At 72.1% G+C, this 17,262-nt stretch carries 14 protein-coding genes and 1 pseudogene; 7 read left to right on the top strand and 8 right to left on the bottom strand.

Annotated features, from left to right (window positions below):
• Window positions 1–57: 57 nt before the first annotated feature.
• A complete protein-coding gene (locus tag ACXYMW_RS18155; RefSeq protein ID WP_459036746.1) occupies window positions 58–513 on the top strand; it encodes an iron-sulfur cluster assembly scaffold protein in 456 nt (151 codons plus the stop codon).
• 192 nt (window positions 514–705) lie between these two features.
• Here the strand turns inward: ACXYMW_RS18155 and ACXYMW_RS18150 are convergent, their stop codons facing one another.
• From ACXYMW_RS18150 to sciP, 5 genes and pseudogenes are all read right to left on the bottom strand, one after another.
• Window positions 706–840 (bottom strand): hypothetical protein, encoded by a 135-nt coding sequence (locus tag ACXYMW_RS18150; protein ID WP_459036745.1) that lies wholly within the window; start codon window positions 838–840, stop codon window positions 706–708.
• Window positions 841–914: 74 nt separating this feature from the next.
• Window positions 915–3,002 (bottom strand): ATP-dependent DNA helicase RecG, encoded by a 2,088-nt coding sequence (gene recG / locus ACXYMW_RS18145; protein WP_459036744.1) that lies wholly within the window; start codon window positions 3,000–3,002, stop codon window positions 915–917.
• Window positions 2,999–5,269 carry an NAD-dependent DNA ligase LigA gene (gene ligA / locus ACXYMW_RS18140; RefSeq protein ID WP_459036743.1) on the bottom strand — a complete coding sequence of 757 codons (2,271 nt, stop codon included), beginning with the start codon at window positions 5,267–5,269 and terminating at the stop codon, window positions 2,999–3,001. The genes recG and ligA overlap by 4 nt, the downstream gene beginning before the upstream one ends.
• Before the next feature lie 76 nt (window positions 5,270–5,345).
• Window positions 5,346–6,059: pseudogene (gene ctrA / locus ACXYMW_RS18135) on the bottom strand (response regulator transcription factor CtrA).
• A 129-nt stretch (window positions 6,060–6,188) separates the two neighbouring features.
• Window positions 6,189–6,467, bottom strand: coding sequence for a CtrA inhibitor SciP (gene sciP / locus ACXYMW_RS18130; protein WP_459036742.1), 279 nt, complete (start codon window positions 6,465–6,467; stop codon window positions 6,189–6,191).
• Window positions 6,468–6,592: 125 nt separating this feature from the next.
• On the opposite strand from sciP, the gene mnmA reads away from it, so the two are divergent.
• The 3 genes from mnmA to ACXYMW_RS18115 all read left to right on the top strand — a co-directional run bounded on the left by mnmA (window position 6,593) and on the right by ACXYMW_RS18115 (window position 9,148).
• On the top strand, window positions 6,593–7,735 hold the full coding sequence (gene mnmA, locus ACXYMW_RS18125) for a tRNA 2-thiouridine(34) synthase MnmA (protein WP_459036741.1): 1,143 nt from the start codon (window positions 6,593–6,595) through the stop codon (window positions 7,733–7,735).
• 84 nt (window positions 7,736–7,819) lie between these two features.
• Complete coding sequence (locus ACXYMW_RS18120) at window positions 7,820–8,251, top strand: OsmC family protein (RefSeq protein ID WP_459036758.1); 432 nt, start codon at window positions 7,820–7,822, stop codon at window positions 8,249–8,251.
• Window positions 8,252–8,455: 204 nt separating this feature from the next.
• Window positions 8,456–9,148: a M48 family metalloprotease gene (locus ACXYMW_RS18115; protein ID WP_459036740.1), complete on the top strand. Its 693-nt coding sequence runs from the start codon at window positions 8,456–8,458 to the stop codon at window positions 9,146–9,148.
• A 4-nt stretch (window positions 9,149–9,152) separates the two neighbouring features.
• Here ACXYMW_RS18115 and ACXYMW_RS18110 read toward each other — a convergent pair whose 3' ends face one another.
• Complete coding sequence (locus ACXYMW_RS18110) at window positions 9,153–10,808, bottom strand: ABC transporter permease (protein ID WP_459036739.1); 1,656 nt, start codon at window positions 10,806–10,808, stop codon at window positions 9,153–9,155.
• Between the two features lie 78 nt (window positions 10,809–10,886).
• On the opposite strand from ACXYMW_RS18110, the gene ACXYMW_RS18105 reads away from it, so the two are divergent.
• Entirely contained in the window at window positions 10,887–11,765 is an 879-nt protein-coding gene (locus ACXYMW_RS18105) for a hypothetical protein (protein ID WP_459036738.1), read from the top strand.
• A complete protein-coding gene (locus ACXYMW_RS18100) occupies window positions 11,762–12,508 on the top strand; it encodes a YkgJ family cysteine cluster protein (protein WP_459036737.1) in 747 nt (248 codons plus the stop codon). Before ACXYMW_RS18105 ends, ACXYMW_RS18100 begins: the two co-directional genes overlap by 4 nt.
• A 219-nt stretch (window positions 12,509–12,727) precedes the next feature.
• On the opposite strand, the gene ACXYMW_RS18095 is transcribed toward ACXYMW_RS18100, so the two are convergent.
• On the bottom strand, window positions 12,728–12,916 hold the full coding sequence (locus ACXYMW_RS18095; RefSeq protein ID WP_459036736.1) for a hypothetical protein: 189 nt from the start codon (window positions 12,914–12,916) through the stop codon (window positions 12,728–12,730).
• Between the two features lie 269 nt (window positions 12,917–13,185).
• Window positions 13,186–14,262, bottom strand: coding sequence for a TMAO reductase system periplasmic protein TorT (torT, locus tag ACXYMW_RS18090; RefSeq protein ID WP_459036735.1), 1,077 nt, complete (start codon window positions 14,260–14,262; stop codon window positions 13,186–13,188).
• Between the two features lie 46 nt (window positions 14,263–14,308).
• On the opposite strand from torT, the gene ACXYMW_RS18085 reads away from it, so the two are divergent.
• Window positions 14,309–17,262: ATP-binding protein (locus tag ACXYMW_RS18085; protein ID WP_459036734.1), on the top strand; the 2,954-nt coding region annotated here is incomplete at its 3' end.

The following is a 17,262-nucleotide window of genomic DNA, read 5'->3' as shown; positions in this document are numbered from 1 at the left end:
CTTTTGCATCGCGGGACGGTCTGCCTATCTAAGGGGGACACGACCAGAGGGAAAGCCATGTCCGGCGACAGTGATCTCATCAAGCTCTATTCGCAGCGCATTCTGGCGCTGGCCGCGGACATTCCCTGCACCGAACGGCTCGACGCGCCGGATGCCAGCGTGAAGAAGCGCTCGCCGCTCTGCGGCTCCACCGTCACCGTCGATCTGCGCATGGATGCCGGCGGCCGGGTCGCGGCCTACGGGCAGGACGTGAAGGCCTGCGCGCTGGGCCAGGCCGCGGCCGCGGTGGTCGGGCACGCCATCCTCGGCCAGAACGCCGAGCAGATCCGCGCCGCGCGCGACGCGCTGAAGGCGATGCTGAAGGAGGACGGGCCGACCCCGCCGGCGCCGTTCGGCGATCTCGAGGTGCTGCGCCCGGCGCAGGCCTACAAGAACCGCCACGCCTCGATCATGCTGGCGCTCGAGGCCGCCTCGGAGGCGGCCGAGCAGGCCCGCGCGGTGCACACCGCCTGACCGGCCGCGCCGGTCCCATCCCCATTCGCGAGACAAAAAAACCGCCGCGCTTTCCGGGCGGAAAGGCGGCGGCAAGGGCGCGTCTTGTGAGCTTCCGAAGCCTTGGGAACGGGACCGGGGACATGCGGTCGCGGTGGGCTCCGATCGGGCGGAGCGGCACCGTCTCCGGGCACAAGCGGCGCAGGCAGGGGGTCAGATATGGAGCGCCGCGTAGAGCATCACGCCCAGGGCCAGCACCCCGAGCGAATCCTGCAGAACGGTGCGGCGGCTGCGGGTCAGGGTCTCGGCGATCTCGTCCAGCATGGCGTCCTCCAATCCAGTTGCCACTTTGTTCTCATGCGGACCGCGATTCGTAAAGAACTTTTTAGGAACATCCGGGAACCCTGTGCGGAACGTTCCGGTCAGCCGACCGAGATCAGCCGGATCGCCTCGTCCTGCCGCATCAGCCAGAGCAGCATCCGCGCCGCCCGGCCGCGCGGCGTCTCGAGCGTCGGATCCTCGGCCAAGAGCCGTCGGGCATCCGACTGCGCCGTGGCCATCAGCCCGGCCTGATGCTCGGGATCGGCGACCCGGAAGCGCGGCAGGCCGGATTGCGCGGTGCCGATCAGGTCGCCCGATCCGCGCATCTCCAGGTCGACCTCGGCGATGCGGAAGCCGTCCTCGGTCTCGCGCAAGGTGGTCAGCCGCTTCTCCGCGCCCTCGGCCAGCGGCGGACGGTACATCAAGAGGCAGGTCGAGGCGGCCGAGCCGCGCCCGACCCGGCCGCGCAGCTGGTGCAGCTGCGCCAGCCCGAACCAGTCGGCCCGCTCGATCACCATGATCGAGGCGTTGGGCACGTTCACCCCGACCTCGATCACCGTGGTGGCGACCAGCACCGCGATCTCCCCGGCGGTGAAGCGCGCCATCGCCGCGTCCTTCTCGGCCGGCGGCATCTGGCCGTGCACCAGCCCGACCCGGCCCTCGCCCAGCGCGGCGCGCAGATGCGCGAAGCGCTGGCTGGCCGCGGCGAGGTCCACGGTCTCGCTCTCCTCGACCAGCGGGCAGACCCAATAGGCCTGCCGCCCCTCGGCCACGGCGCGGCGCAGATGCTCGACCACCTCGTCGAGCCGCTCCTCGGAGACCAACGCGGTGCGCACCGGCTGCCGGCCCGGCGGCTTCTCGTCCAGCACCGAGACGTCCATGTCGCCGTATTGCGCCAGCGCCAGGCTGCGCGGGATCGGCGTCGCGGTCATCACCAGCACGTCGGCCGCGGCGCCCTTCTGCCCCAGTTCGAGCCGCTGGCGCACCCCGAAGCGGTGCTGTTCGTCGACCACCGCGAGGCGCAGGTCGTGGAACGCCACGTCCTTCTGGAACACCGCGTGGGTGCCGACGAGGATCTGGATGTCACCGCGGGCCAGCGCCGCGAGCTTGGCGCGGCGCTCGGCGCCGCTGTCGCGGCCGGTCAGCAGCTCCAGCACCACGCCGGCGGCCTCGGCCAGCGGCTGCAGCCCGTCGAGATGCTGGCGCGCCAGGATCTCGGTCGGGGCCATCATCACCCCCTGCCCGCCGGCCTCCACCGCGGTCAGCAGCGCGGCCAGCGCCACCAGCGTCTTGCCGGAGCCGACATCGCCCTGCAGCAGCCGGTTCATGCGCTCGGGCGCCGCCATGTCGGCGGCGATCTCGGCGATGGCGCGGCGCTGCGCGCCGGTCGGCGCGTAGGGCAAGGCGGCGAGCACCCGGTCGCGCAGCCGGCCGTCGCCGCGGCTGACGATGCCGCGCCGGCGCCGCCGCGCCGCCCGCGCCAGCGCCAGGGTCAGCTGGTGGGCAAGGAACTCGTCATAGGCCAGGCGCTGCCGCGAAGGCGCCGCAGGCGCGAGATCGCCGCGGTCCCCGGGCGCATGGGCGGCGGCCAGCGCCGCGCCCCAATCCGGCCAGCCCTCGCGCGCCAGCAGGCCCGGGTCGATCCATTCCGGCAGGTCCGGGGCGCGCGCCAGCGCCGCCGCCGCCGCCTTGGCCATCAGCTTCTGGCTCAGCCCCGCGGTGAGCGGGTAGACCGGCTCGAAGTCCGGCAGGCGCCCGGCCTCCTCGCGGCTCAGCACGTGGTCGGGATGCACCATCTGCGGCATCTGGTCGAACAGCTCGACCCGGCCCGACACCACCCGGATCTCGCCCGGGGGCAGCTGGCGCAGCAGATAGTCGCCGCCGCGGAAATACACGATCTGCAGCGCGCATTCGGCGTCCCGCGCTTCGATCCGGTAGGCGCCGCCGCGGGCGCGCGGCTTGCGGTGGGCGCCGATCTCCACCTCGAGCGTCAGCACCGCCGGCAGGTCGGCGCCGCGCAGCGTCGGCCGCATCCGGCGGTCGATCACCGATTGCGGCAGCGTGAAGAGCAGATCGCGCGGCGCCACGATGTCGAGGTGGGCCAGAAGCTGCGCCGTCTTCGGCCCCACGCCGTCGAGCCCGGTGAGGTCGCCGAAGAGCGGGAACAGGGGTTCGGGCCGTCCGCTCATGCCTCGCCGATGAGCTTCAACCAGCCGTCCTCGTCATAGACGTCGAGGCCGAGATCGCGCGCCTTCTTCTCCTTCGACCCGGCGCCCGGCCCGGCCACCACGATGTCGGTCTTGGCCGAGACCGAGCCCGAGACCCGGGCGCCCAGCGCCTCGGCCCTTGCCTTGGCCTCGGCCCGGGTCATGCGCTCCAGAGTGCCGGTGAAGACCACCGTCTTGCCCGCCACGGCGCTGTCGGCGCGGGCCGGCGCGGCGGCGTCCTCGACCGCGAGATGGGCGGCCAGCCGGTCAATCAAGGCGCGCTCGGCCTCCTGCGCGAAGGTCGCGACCAGCGACACCGCCACGGTCACGCCGATGCCGTCGATGCCCACGAGGTCGTCCCAGGCGGCGCGCGCCGCCTCGGGCAGCGCGGGCTCGGCGGCCCAGACGCGGTTGCGGGTGGCGGTGATCTCGGCACGCCGCCCGGCCTCGGCGGCGGCGCGCCGGGCTTCGGCCACCGCCGCCTCGGCCTCCTGGTGGCGCTGCTCGGCGGGACGCGCGGCGTCGAGCGCCGCGACCAGCGCGGCCCAGCTGCCGAAATGCCGCGCCAGATCGGACGAGGCGACCTCGCCGACATGGCGGATGCCCAGCGCGAAGATCAGCCGGTTGAGCGGGATGCCCCGCTTGTCGCGGATCGCCGCGAAGAGGTTGTCGGCCGATTTCGCGCCCCAGCCCTCGCGGTTGCGCAATTGCTGGAGACCCTGGCCGTAGCGCTCCTCAAGGGTGAAGATGTCGGCCGGCTCGCGGATCCAGCCGTCTTGGTAGAACTGCTCCACCTGCTTGGCGCCCAGCCCCTCGATGTCGAAGGCGGCGCGGGAGACGAAATGCTTGAGCTTCTCCACCGCCTGGGCCGGGCAGACCAGCCCGCCGGCGCAGCGCCGCACCGCGTCGCCCTCCTCGCGGATCGCCTCGGAGCCGCATTCCGGGCAGGTCTCGGGGAACACGTAAGGCACGGCATCCGCCGGGCGGCGGGACAGGTCGACATCGGCGATCTTCGGGATCACGTCGCCGGCGCGATAGACCTGCACCCAGTCGCCCGGGCGGATGTCGCGGCCCTCGCGGATCGGGTTGCCCGTGGCGTCGCGGCCGGCGATGTAATCCTCGTTGTGCAGCGTCGCGTTGGCCACCACCACGCCGCCGACATTGACCGGGGTGAGCCGCGCCACCGGCGACAGCGCCCCGGTGCGGCCGACTTGGATGTCGATCGCCTCGAGCGTCGTCCAGGCCAGCTCGGCGGGAAACTTGTGCGCCAGCGCCCAGCGCGGCGTGGTGGCGCGGAAGCCGAGCCGCGCCTGCAGCGCCAGGTCGTCGACCTTGTAGACCACGCCGTCGATGTCGTAGCCGAGCGTCGCGCGCTGCGCCTCTATCTCGGCGTAATGCGCCAGCATCTCCTCGGGGCCGTCGCAGAGCCGGGTCAGCGCATTGGTGGCGAAGCCCAGCGCGCCGAGCCGCGCGATCGCGGCCATCTGGGTCTCGGCCAGCGGCGCCGAGACCTCACCCCAGGCATAGGCGAAGAATCGCAGCGGCCGCGCCCGGGTGATCTCGGGGTCGAGCTGGCGCAGCGAGCCGGCAGCGGCGTTGCGCGGATTGGCGAAGACCTTGCCCCCGGCCGCCTCCTGGCGGGCGTTGAGGGCGGCGAAATCGGCATGGCTCATATAGACCTCGCCGCGCACCTCGAGCAGATCCGGCGCGCCCTCGAGCCGCTCGGGGATGTCGGCGATGGTGCGGGCATTGGCGGTGACGTTCTCGCCCACCGCGCCGTCGCCGCGGGTCGCGGCCTGCACCAGGCGGCCGGCCTCGTAGCGCAGGCTGAGCGACAGCCCGTCGATCTTGGGCTCCGCGGTGAAGCGCAGCGAGGCCTCGGGTCCGAGATTCAGATAGCGCCGGATGCGGGCGTCGAAGTCGCGGATCTCCGCGGCCTCGAAGGCATTGCCGAGCGACAGCATGCGCTGGGCATGGGTGACCTTGTCGAAGCCCTCCGAGGGCGCGGCGCCGACCCGCTCCGACGGGCTGTCTGCGCGCTTGAGCTGCGGAAACCGGGCCTCGATCTCGGCATTGCGGCGCTTCAGCCGGTCGTAATCGGCGTCGCTGATCTCCGGCGCGTCATGGCCGTGATAGGCGGTGTCGGCCGCCGCGATGGCGTCGGCGAGGCGGGCCAGTTCCTGCCGCGCCGCCGCCTCGTCGAGATCCGCGACCGGACGCTCTGCCGCGTCGTTCTGCCCCTGGCCCATCTTCCGCTCCGTGCCGTCCTCGTGCCCGGGGAGTGATAGGGCCGCGACCGGAGCGGGTCCAGCACCGCAATGGCGCTCAGGCGCTGACCGCCTTGCGCGCCTCGGTGCTGTCGCTCTCGGGGTCGCGGAGCACGTAGCCGCGGCCCCAGACGGTCTCGATATAGCTCGGATCGCCGGTGGCCTGGGCGAGCTTCTTGCGGAGCTTGCAGATGAAGACGTCGATGATCTTCAATTCCGGCTCGTCCATTCCGCCGTAAAGGTGATTCAGAAACATCTCCTTGGTCAGGGTCGTGCCCTTGCGCAGGCTGAGCAGTTCCAGCATCTGGTATTCCTTGCCGGTCAGGTGCACCGGACCGTCCACCGCCTCCACCGTCTTGGAATCGAGATTCACCGCGATCTTGCCGGTGCGGATGATCGATTCCGCGTGGCCTTTCGAGCGGCGGATGATGGCGTGGATGCGGGCCACGAGTTCGTCCGAGTGAAACGGCTTGGTCAGGTAATCATCGGCACCGAAGCCGAAGCTCTTCAGCTTGCTGCGGGTATCGTCGTCGCCGGACAGGATGAGGATCGGCGTCGAGATCCTGGAATTCCTCAACTTTCTGAGGACTTCGTGGCCGCTGATGTCGGGGAGGTTGATGTCGAGCAGGATCAGGTCCTAGTCGTAGAGCTTCGCCAGGTCGATCCCTTCCTCCCCCATATCGGTCGCGTATACATTGAGATTGGAGTGAGTGAGCATCAGTTCGATGCTTCGCGACGTGGTGGGATCGTCCTCGATCAGAAGCACGCGCATGGGTAACCTCCTCATCATCCGAATTCGGAATATCAACGTTCTGTTTCAAAATGGTTAATGGGTCGTATTGTCGATAAGTTTGGAAAATGGACTCGGCGGCAGAATACCGCGATTGTGCGGCGCGACAAATTAAAGTTGTCGAAACTTTCCCAGCAGCGTGCTTTTCAGGCCAGCCTCGCCATGCGCGGCGGCAGCGCGGCGCCAGGCGCCCAATTCCTCGGCACTCAGGGCGTACATGACGATGGCCTGGGTCGGCGTCAGCAGGCCGTGTTCCACCGCCTGCACCACCGCCGCCTTGCGCGAGGCGACCCAGCGCCTGGTATCGGCCGGCGGAAGGTCGGCGCGGGTCATCACCCGCCCGTCCGGCAACCTCACCGCGCGCGGTCCGGCAATCTTGCGAAGATACATGCCCTGGCATCCCAGCTGCGCCCCCCGCCCCAAACTCGCGGGCCGGGCTTAATGACGCCTGAAACCCCCGCCTTGAGAACGTGCCGCATTTTCCTATATTCGCCACGGATCAAACGGAGACCCGCATGCCCCTCGACACGACGCCCCTGAACTCGCTCGGCCTGGCGAAGCCGCCCTCCGAGACCCGCGTCGTCGTGGCGATGTCCGGCGGCGTCGACAGCTCCGTGGTCGCCGCGATGCTGGCCGAGGAAGGCTACGACGTGGTCGGCGTGACGCTGCAGCTCTACGACCACGGCGCGGCGCTGGCCAAGAAGGGCGCCTGCTGCGCCGGGCTCGACATCCACGACGCCCGCCGGGTGGCCGAGACCATGGGCTTTCCGCATTACGTGCTGGATTACGAGAACATCTTCCGCGACGCGGTGATCGACGAGTTCGCCGACAGCTACCTCGCCGGCGCCACCCCGGTGCCCTGCATCCGCTGCAACGAGCGGGTGAAGTTCAAGGATCTCCTGGAGACCGCGCGCGATCTCGACGCCGATTGCATGGCGACCGGGCATTACATCCAGCGCAAGGCCGGCGCCGCCAAGGCGGAGCTGCACCGCGCCGCCGATGCCGCCCGCGACCAGTCCTACTTCCTGTTCTCGACCACCCAGGACCAGCTCGACTACCTGCGCTTCCCGCTCGGACACCTGCAGAGCAAGGCAGAGACCCGGGCGCTCGCCGCGCGCTACGGGCTGCCGGTGGCCGACAAGCCCGACAGCCAGGACATCTGCTTCGTGCCGAACGGCGATTATGCCAGCGTGATCGAGAAGCTGCGCCCCGGCGCCGCCGATCCGGGCGAGATCGTGCATGTCGACGGCCGGGTGCTGGGCGACCATCGCGGCGTCATCCACTACACGATCGGCCAGCGCCGCGGGCTCGGCATCGGCGGGCTCGACGAGCCGCTCTACGTCGTCCGGCTCGACGTCGAGGCGCGCCGCGTGGTGGTCGGCCCGAAGGAGATGCTGGCCACCCGCACGGTGCCGGTGCGCGAGATCAACTGGCTGGGCGACGCCCCCTTCACCTCGCGCGAAAGCTGGGACCTGTCGGTCAAGGTGCGCTCCACCCGCCCGCCGCGCGAGGCGGTGATCCGGCCGCTCTCGGAGACCGAGGCCGAGGTCGAGCTGGTGGTCGCCGAGGAAGGCGTGTCGCCCGGGCAGGCCTGCGTGTTCTACGCCCCCGAGGGCAGCCGCATCTTCGGCGGCGGCTGGATCTGGCGCGGTTACTGAGACCGCCGGGGCGTTGATCCGCGGCGCGCCGCGCTAGGTTGCCGGGCATCGACGACAGCCAGCAGAAGGAGCGCGGAGATGGCGATCAAGAAACACGGATCGGCGAAATGGTCGGGCGACCTGAAGTCCGGCAAGGGCCATGTCTCGACCGAATCGGGCGCCCTGAAGGACACGCCCTACGGCTTCAACCAGCGCTTCGAGGACCAGCCCGGGTCGAACCCCGAGGAGCTGGTGGGCGCGGCCCATGCCGCCTGCTTCTCGATGGCGCTGTCGATGATCCTCGGCAATCACGACGCCACGGCCGAGGAGATCGCCACCAAGGCCACGGTCAGCCTCGAGAAGGACGGCGACGGCTTTTCGGTGACCCGCGTGCATCTCGACGTCACCGCTAAGGTGCCGGGGCTCGACGCGGCGAAATTCGCGGAGGCTGCCGAGGCCGCCAAGGCGGGCTGCCCGATCTCCAAGCTCTATGCCGGCGGCACGGCGGAGATCACCATGGAGGCGAAGCTCGCCTGAGGCGGGCGGCGCGGCGCGGCGCGGATCGGCGGCGCCGCGCCCCGGGGCGGGACGGTCCGGCGCGTCGCGCGGGGATCGGGCGGCGCGCCTGTGGGAGGTGCGAGAGCGAGGGGCCGGCCCCTCGCGCTCCCCGGGATATTTGGGCTCAGAAGAAGCCGGGCTCGGGTGCTTGGCGCCGGGCGCCGGGGGGCCCATATTCGGAGCATGCTGAAGCTCACGCCGATCCTTCTCGCCATCCTCTACGGGCTCGTGCTCTACCGCTTCTCCGCCTGGCGGACGGCGAAGGAGCTCGACGCGCGCTCCACCGAGCTGGCCGATCCGCGGCTCCGGGCGCTGACCGACCGGCTGGCGGGGGCGCTCGACCTGCCGCGGATCCGGGTGCACATCTACGAGATCGACCCGGTCAACGGGCTGGCCGCGCCGGACGGGCGGATCTTCATCACCCGCGGCTTCTACCGCAAGTACCAGTCGGGCGAGGTCACCGGCGAGGAGCTGGCCAGCGTCATCGCGCACGAGCTGGGACACGTGGCGCTGGGCCATGCCCGGCGGCGGATGATCGACTTCTCGGGCCAGAACGCGCTGCGCACGGTGATGGCGCTGGTGCTCGGGCGGCTGCTCCCGGGGCTCGGGGTGATGATCGCCAACGCCGTGACCTCGCTGCTGGCGGCGCGGCTGTCGCGCGGCGACGAATACGAGGCCGACGCCTATGCCGCGGCGCTGCTGACCAAGGCCGGGATCGGCGTCGGACCGCAGAAATCGCTCTTTACCAAGCTCGACGCGCTGACCCGCAACCGTGCCGGTGCCATGCCGGCCTGGCTGATGAGCCACCCCAAGACCGCCGAGCGGATCGCCGCGCTGGAGCGGCTCGAGGCGCGCTGGCAGCCCGGCCCGGCCTGAGCGCTCAGCGGTTGGCGCGCGCCAGCAGGCCCACCGCGGCGAGGCTCACCAGGATCACCAGCATCGCCGCCGGCGCCGCGCCGCCGAGATTCTCCAGGCTGGCCTGGACGTGCACGCGGGTTGCCAGGGTCTCGTAGTTGAACGGGCGCAGCAGCAGCGTCGCCGGCAGCTCCTTCACGCAATCGACGAAGACCAAAAGCAGCGCCGAGGCGATGCTGGCGCGGATCAGCGGGAAGTAGACATCGCCCAGCACCCGGGCGCGGTTGCGCCCGAGCGAGCGCGCGGCCAGCGCGAGATTGGGCGAGACGCGGCCCATCGCGGCATCGGCGGCGCCCTGGGCGATGGCGAAGAAACGCACCGAATAGGCCAGGATCAGCGCGAAGGCCGAGCCGGTCAGCACCAGGCCGATATCCCAGCCGGTGGCGGCCTCGACGAAATCCGCCAGGCCGTGGTCGAGCACCGCCAGCGGGATCAGGATGCCCACCGCCAGCACCGCGCCGGGCGCGGCATAGCCGATCGAGGTCACCGGCATCAGCAGCCGCGGCAGGCGGCGGCCGGAGAGCCGCACGCCGTAGACCATGAAGACGCCGCCCGCCACCGTCACCGCGGCGGCGATGCCGCCGGTTGCCAGGGTGTGCCAGGCGGCGCGCAGCAGCTGCGGGTCGCGCCATTCCCCGGCATTGGCCAGCGCGTGGTCGAGGATCACCGCCGCCGGCAGCACGAAGCCGAGGCCGAAGGGCAGCGCGCAGAGCGCCGTCGCGGTCCAGGCGGCGGTGCCGGCTAGCGCCCGGCGCTCGGCCGGGCGGTGCCGCGACGACAGGTTGAAGAAGCGCATCCGGCGGCGTCCGGCGCGCTCCATCAGCACCAGGAAGACGATCAGCACCAGGATCACCGTGGCGATCTGCGCGGCGCCGCCGGCATTGCCCGATTGCAGCCAGACCGAGAAGATGCCGGTGGTCAGGGTCTGCACGGCGAAGTAATCCACGGTGCCGAAATCGTTCACCGCCTCCATCATCACGATGGCGACCCCGGCGGCGATGGCCGGGCGGGCCAGCGGCAGGCCGATGCGCCAGAACCGCGCGAAGGCCCCCGCCCCGAGCGATTGCGCGACCTCCTCGGCGGAGCCCGACTGCTCGCGGAAGGCCGCCCGGGTCAGCAGGTAGACATAGGGATAGAGCGCCGCCGAGAGCACCAGGATCGCCGCCCCGCGCGAGCGGATCTCGGGAAACCAGTAATCGCGCGCGCTCTCCCAGCCCATGACGCCGCGCAGGAAGGTCTGCACCGGGCCGGCATATTCGAGGAAATCGACCAGCGCGTAGGCGCCGACATAGGCCGGGATCGCCAGCGGCAGCAGCAGCAGCCATTCCAGCGCCCGGCGGGCGGGAAAGTCGTAGCGCGACACCAGCCAGGCGGCGCCGGTGCCGATGCAGGCGGTGAGCAGCCCGGTCCCCGCCATCAGCACCGCGGTGTTGCCGAGATAGCGCGGCAGAGTGGTGGTGATCAGGTGCGGCCAGATGTTGTCGGTGGGAAACAGCGCCAGCCACAGCACCGAGACGATCGGCGCCAGGACCAGCGCCGCGATGGCCAGCGCCCCGGCGGACCAGGGGTTGATCCTCGGGGCGCGCGCGGGGCCCTGCGGCTCGGTGGCGGTGGCGCTCATCCTGCGGCTCCGGCAAAGCGATTTGACTGGTTCGGGCGGCGGTTATACTGGCTGGAGCCGGCAATCGAAAGGCCTCCGATGCAGGTCATCCTTCACACCGGCGCGCATTTCACCGACGAGGATCGCATCTGGCGCGGGCTCAACCGCAATGCCCCGGATTGGCGCGCCGCCGGGATCGCGGTGCCCGGGCCGGGGCGCTACCGCAGATTGCTGGGCGACGCGGTGCACGCGCTGGAACACGATGCCCCGGCGCCGGAGGCGCGCGAGGTCCTGCTCGAGACCATCCTGAGCGACGATCCCGCGCAGGTCGGGCGGATGATCCTGTGCAATCCGAACTTCTTCGGCTTTCCTGCCGGCGCCTTCGCCGGGGGCCGCGCCTATCCCAAGGCCGAGGCCCGCATCGCGGCGCTCCGGGCGCTGTTTGCCGGCGACGACTTCGCGCTCTTCATGGGGCTGCGCAACCCGGCGAGCTTCCTGCCGGCGATGGCCGCGGCGCGGACATCGTCCTGCGCCGAGCTGCTGGCCGGGGCCGACCCGCTGGCCTTCCGCTGGTCCGACCTCGTGGCGCGGCTGCGCAGCGCCCATCCCGACCTGCCGATCACCCTCTGGTGCGACGAGGATACGCCGCTGATCTGGGGGCAGGTCCTGCGCGAGCTGGCCGGCCTGCCGCTCGACCGCAAGATCCGCGGCGCCTTCGACCGGCTGTCGGAAATCATCGCCCCCGAGGGCATGCAGCGCTTCCGCGCCTTCCTCGCCGAGCATCGCGACATGACCGAGGCGCAGAAGCGCCGCGCCATGAGCGCCTTTCTGGCGAAATACGCCCGCCCCGACCTGGTCGAGGAGGAGCTCGACGCCGACGGCTGGGACGCCGCTCTGGTCGAGGACATGACGCAGGCCTACGAGGAGGACGTGGCGCGGCTGGCCGGGCTCGAGGGCGTGCGGGTGATCCTGCCATGAGCCGCGGGCGTCCGCCGACCAGCCTCGCCGCGCTGCGCCGGCGGCTTGCCGCGGCACGGTCCGGCGGCCCGGGCGGCGCCGCGGCGCGCCAGCTGATCGCGCTGTGGCTCGACACCGCCGAGAGCCATGCCATGCCGGTCGCGGAGGCGCTGCGCAAGCTGCGCTCGGGGGCGGCGGGGCTGCAGATGGCGGGGCTGCGGCTGGAGGCGCAGGCAGCCGATCCGGCGGGCCCGGCGGCGCGCGCCGCCTGCAGCGCCGGCTGCGCCTTCTGCTGCATCCTGGCCGGCCGCGACGGCGCCGTGATCACCGAGGCCGAGGCGCGTGCCCTGCACGCCGCGCTGGCACCGCAGGCCAGCGCGCCGGACGGGCGGCTCTGGCATCCCCGGGCCTGTCCAGCGCTCGACCCGGCGACCCGCACTTGCCGTGCCTACGCGGCACGTCCGATGATCTGCCGGACCTATCTCTCCGACGATCCCGAGGCCTGCCGGGAGGTGTCCGAGGGCCGGCCGCGCCCCGGTCCCGGGGTGCTCGGCGCGCAGAGCCTGCACCTGGAGATTCACCACCAGCTGCGCGAGCTGCTGCGCGGCATCACCGCGGTGCCGACCTACGCGCTGGCCGCGATCGCCGAGGCCGCGATGGCGGGGCGCGACGTCGAGGCGGCGCTGGCGGAGGCGCGGCACACCCCGCGGGTGCTGGCGGAGGAACGGCGGCGGCTTTCCGGCGCGCCGGCCGGGGCCGGCTGAGCGGCGCGGTGCCGCCGTCCGGGGCCAACTGAGCGGCGCGGTGCCGCCGGCCGGGGCCGGCTGAGCGGCGCGGGGCCGCCGCCGGGCGCCGCCTTCCCGTTGCGACAAAGAAAAACGGCAGGGCCCCCACCGCCCTGCCGTTCCGGATGCCTGCGGTCCACCGCCCCCGCGCGGACCCCGCGCCGGCCGCCCCCGTCCCCCGGGGCCGCCGGAGCGCGCTCAGGCGATGCGCTTTTCCAGGGTGTCGAAGAGCCGGTCCTCGAGATTGGCGTGCGCGAACATCTCCTGACGCGCGCGGGTCAACGCGGTCTCGATGGCCCGGGCCGAGGTCGGAAGGCCGTTGGCGCGGGCGAACTCGACCAGATCCTCGAGCGTGGCTTCCATCCAGTCGGCGTTGTAATCGAGCATTTTCTCATCCCCATGGCTGCGATTTCGTTAACAGAACCTTTCCAAGGATTCGGGCCGCTCGCCTATTGGGGGAATCCCTAGCTTTGAGCGCTACTGTATTGCGATCAGGAAACAAATCCCGGGACCGGGCCGCGACTGTTCGCCTCCGGGGGCCCGGTCGGCCCGCTCCGCGCCCGGCCCCGGCCCCGTTTCGCGCCGCGTCGCGGCCATGCCGGGGCCCGATTCCCCCGCTCCCGCCCGGACGCCATCCGGCGCGGAATCCGGACGGGTCACTCGCCGTCGAAGACCGCCGCGAAGCTCGCCGGCGCCAGGGTCTCGGCCCCGAGCGCCGCGGCCGCGCCGGGCCCGGCCGAGACCAGGGTGATCGGCGGGCCGACGTGACGCCGCTCGAGGCTTCCCTCGACGGCGCGCACCGCCATCTCGATCGAGAGGCGGCCCTGCAGCACCGGGTGGTCGGTGGGCGCCGCCAGGACCTTGCCGCGCTGCAATCCGCGCATCACCGCATGGGTCATGTAATCCGAGACGATGCCGATCCGGCCGTCGAGCCCGCGGCTGCGCAGCACCGAGATCGCCGCCTCGGCGGTCGGCGCACTGCCGGCGATGTAGTCGAGATCGCCGTGCCGGGCGAGCGCGGTCTCGACCAGCTGCACCTGCTGGTCGAGACCGGTATCGCCGTGCAGGGTCTCGACGATCTCGGCGGCGCTGCCGGCCAGCGCTTCGCGGAATCCCGCATCGACGAAGCGCACCCAGCCGGCGCCCTCGGGGCCGGGGAACCAGGCCACGCGGACCGGCGCGGAGCCCGCCGGATGGGCCCGGGCAATGACCTGCCCGGCGGCATGTCCCATGTCGCGCCAGGACACCCCGACCTTGGCGGTGACGCCGCGATCGGCCACGTCGTTGACGCTGGCGATCACCGGCATGGTGCGGGAGACGCGCTCCAAAAGATCGCTCAGCCCGTCATAGGAGACGGCGCCGACGATCAGCGCATCCGCGCCCTCGTCCAGGCATTGCTCGATCTGCTCGATCTGCCGCGCGAGGTTGGGATAGCCGCCGGCCTCGACCAGCCGGAACCGCACGCCGAGCCGCGCGGCCTCGGCCGCCATGCCGTAATTGACCGACAGCCAATAGGCATCCTTGAGATGCGGGTAGGAGATGCAGAAGCGCCAGGGGCGGGCGGCGCGCGCCAGCGGCGGGTACTCCGCGCGCAATGCCGGGCGGTCGAAGTCGAAGGGCGGGTCGCGATACTCGACCTGCCAGCCCTCCGCCGCGGCCGGGCCGGCCAGGCCCAGGCCCGAAGCCACCGCCAGGGTCAGGACCCGGCACAGCGCGCGCAACGTTCTCGGCATGTTTTTCCCTATCCGCCCCGGGGCCTCTGCGCCTACCATCGCCGCCATGGACGATCCGAGGCAAGCCAGCACCGCCACCCTGGCGCCGGGACCCGGGGGGCGCCGCGGTGCCGGCCTCGGCCGGCGGCTGTCGCTGGCCTTCCTTGCGATCGCCGGGCTCCCGGCCGTGATCGGCCTTATCGGCTGGTTCGAGCTGCGCGGCGTGGCGCAGCGCCAGTCCGAGGTCTTCGACCGCTCGATCCCCGATCTCGTCGAGATGCAGCGCTTCGCCGAGGAGACCGCGCGCATCGTCGTCATGGCGCCCGACCTCGCCGCGGTGACCAGCGAGGCGGCGCGCCGCGACCGCGCCGCCTATCTCGACACCCAGGTCGATGCGCTGAACCGCCGGCTGGAGACGCATCTGGCCGCCGGCGGCGCCGGGGCCGGGGCATTGTCGCAGGCGGTGCGCGGCGTGCGCGAGAGCCTCATCGTGCTCGACCGGCAGGTCGGCCGCCGGATCGCCCTGCGCGAGCGCCGCGATGCCGGACTGCGCACCGCGCTCGAGGCCACGACCACGCTGCTCGACATGGCGGACACGCTGGTCGCCAATGCGCGGATGGGCACCTCGGCGGTGATCTCCAGCCTCTACGCACTGGACGGCTCCGACCGCAGCAGCCAGGAGCGGCTGCAGACCCTCGACAAGCTGATCGAGGTCGACCTGTTCCAGCTCGGCCTGATGTTCGAGCTGCGCTCGCTGACCGCCGAGCTCGGGCTCGGGCTGAACCGGGTGCCGGGGATCGCCGAGCCGGCTGGGCTGCGCGCACTCGCGCGCGACCTGCAGCAGCGCATGACGGTGATCGAGCGGCGGATGGCGGCGATCCCCGATCCCGGCCGCGCCGCGCAGGCCCGCAGCCTGCTGGCGACGATCCGCGACCTGACCTCGCCCGGGCCGCTGCAGCAGGACATCTTCGCCAGTTCCGCGGCGATCCTGGAGCTGGAGCGCGGCATCGCCGCCGAGCAGGTGGCGCTGCGGGCGGCGGCGGGACGGCTCGGGCAGGCCGGCGAGACGATGGCGCTGCGCGCCCGGGACGAGGCCACGAGCGCGATGTCGGCGGTGATGACCGCGATGCAGCGCATGCAGCAGCGCGACACCTGGGCCGGCATCCTGGCGCTGATGCTGTCGCTGGCGATCCTGTGGGTCTACATCCGCGGCAACATCTCGCGCCGCATCGACCGGCTCTCGGCGCATATGGCCGACCTCGCCGAGGGCAGGCTCGACCGCCAGGTGCCACCGCGCGGCGGCGACGAGATCGCCGGCATGGAGCGCGCGGTGGAGATCTTCCGCCGCCAGGCGCTCGCCAACCGCGAGCTCGAGGCCGCCCGGCGCCGCGACGAGGACGAGCTGCGCCGCCACCGCAACGAATTGCAGGCGCTGGTCGAGGAGCGCACCGAGGCGCTGCGCGGCGAGGTCGAGGCCCATGCCGCGGCGCGCGCCAAGGCCGAGGCCGCCGACCGCGCCAAGTCGGAATTCCTGGCGATGATGAGCCACGAGATCCGCACCCCGATGAACGGGCTGCTGGGGATGCTGCGCAGCCTCCGGCGCGACCGGCTCGACGGCGAGCAACGCGCCCAGCTCGACGTGGCGCGGCAATCCGGCGACAGCCTGCTGACCATCCTCAACGACATCCTCGATTATTCGAAGGTGCAGTCGGCCGAGATCATAGCCGAGCCGGTCACCTTCTCGGCCCGCGACCTGCTCGGCGCGATCACCGCGCTGCTGCGGCCCGGGGCCGAGGAGAAGGGCCTGTCGCTCTGGCTCGACATCGCCGAGGACGTGCCCGATTGCCTGCTGGGCGACGAGGCCAAGCTGCGCCAGATCCTCTTCAACCTGCTGTCGAACGCGCTGAAATTCACCCGCCGCGGCGAGATCGTGCTGCGCCTGCGCCGCGCCGGGACGCGCGACGGCAAGGAGCTGCTGGCCTTCGAGGTCGCCGATACCGGACGCGGCATCGCGCCCGCGGCGCAGCAGCGGATCTTCGCGGCCTTCGAACAGGAAGATGCCGAGACCGCCCGGCATTTCGGCGGCACCGGCCTCGGCCTCGCCATCAGCCGCCGCTTCGCCAAGGCGCTCGGGGCCCGGCTGAGCGTCGAGAGCACGCCGCAGGTCGGATCGGTCTTCACCCTGACCGTGGCCTTCGCGCGGGGCGATCCGGCCGACCTCGCTCCGGCCCCGGCCGACTGGACGGCCCCGCCGGCGGCGCGGCCGCTGCGCGCGCTGCTGGTCGAGGATCACCGCATCAACCGGCTGGTGGCGCAGACCTATCTCGAGCGCATGGGCCATCACGTCACCCAGGTCGAAAGCGGCGAGGCGGCGCTCGACCGGCTCGCGGCGGAACCGTTCGACGTGGTGCTGATGGATGTCAGCCTGCCCGGGATCAGCGGCGTCGAGGCGACCCGCAGGATCCGCGCCGCGGGCGACGCCGCGTGGCGCGACATTCCCGTCATCGGCATTTCCGCGCATGTCCATGCCGACCAGATCGACCAGCACCTGGCGGCCGGCATGACCTGCTTCGTGGCCAAGCCGATCTCGCCCGAGCGGTTGGGATCGGCGTTGCGGGCCGCGACCGGCGGTGCGGGCCCGACGGTCTTCCTGTCGGCGCGTCAGGATGACGGGGCCGGCGCCGCCCCGGCCGCGGCCGGCCCCGACACCGTGGCTTCCGACGGCCCGCTCCCCGACCCGCTGCGGGACCTCGCGGCCGATCTCGGACCGGCCCGGGCGGCCGAGATGGGGCGGATGTTCCTCGACACGCTGGAGGCCGATCTGGCCGCCCTCGCCGCCGCCGCCGAGGCCGGCGACCCGGCGGCGCTGCGCCGCCTCGCCCACCGCATGAAGGGCGCGGCGGGGAATTTCGACCTGCCCGATCTGACCGCCGCGCTGCACGCGGTCGAAACCGCCGCGGCGGCGGGCCGGGGCGACGATGCCGCGCGCCGCGCGGCGGCGCTGGCGCCCGCGGCGGCGGC

The sequence above is a fragment of the Roseivivax sp. CAU 1761 genome (assembly GCF_054482755.1).
Note: the sequence above shows the minus strand (reverse complement) of the source record. Positions and strands in the feature narration are given on the sequence as shown.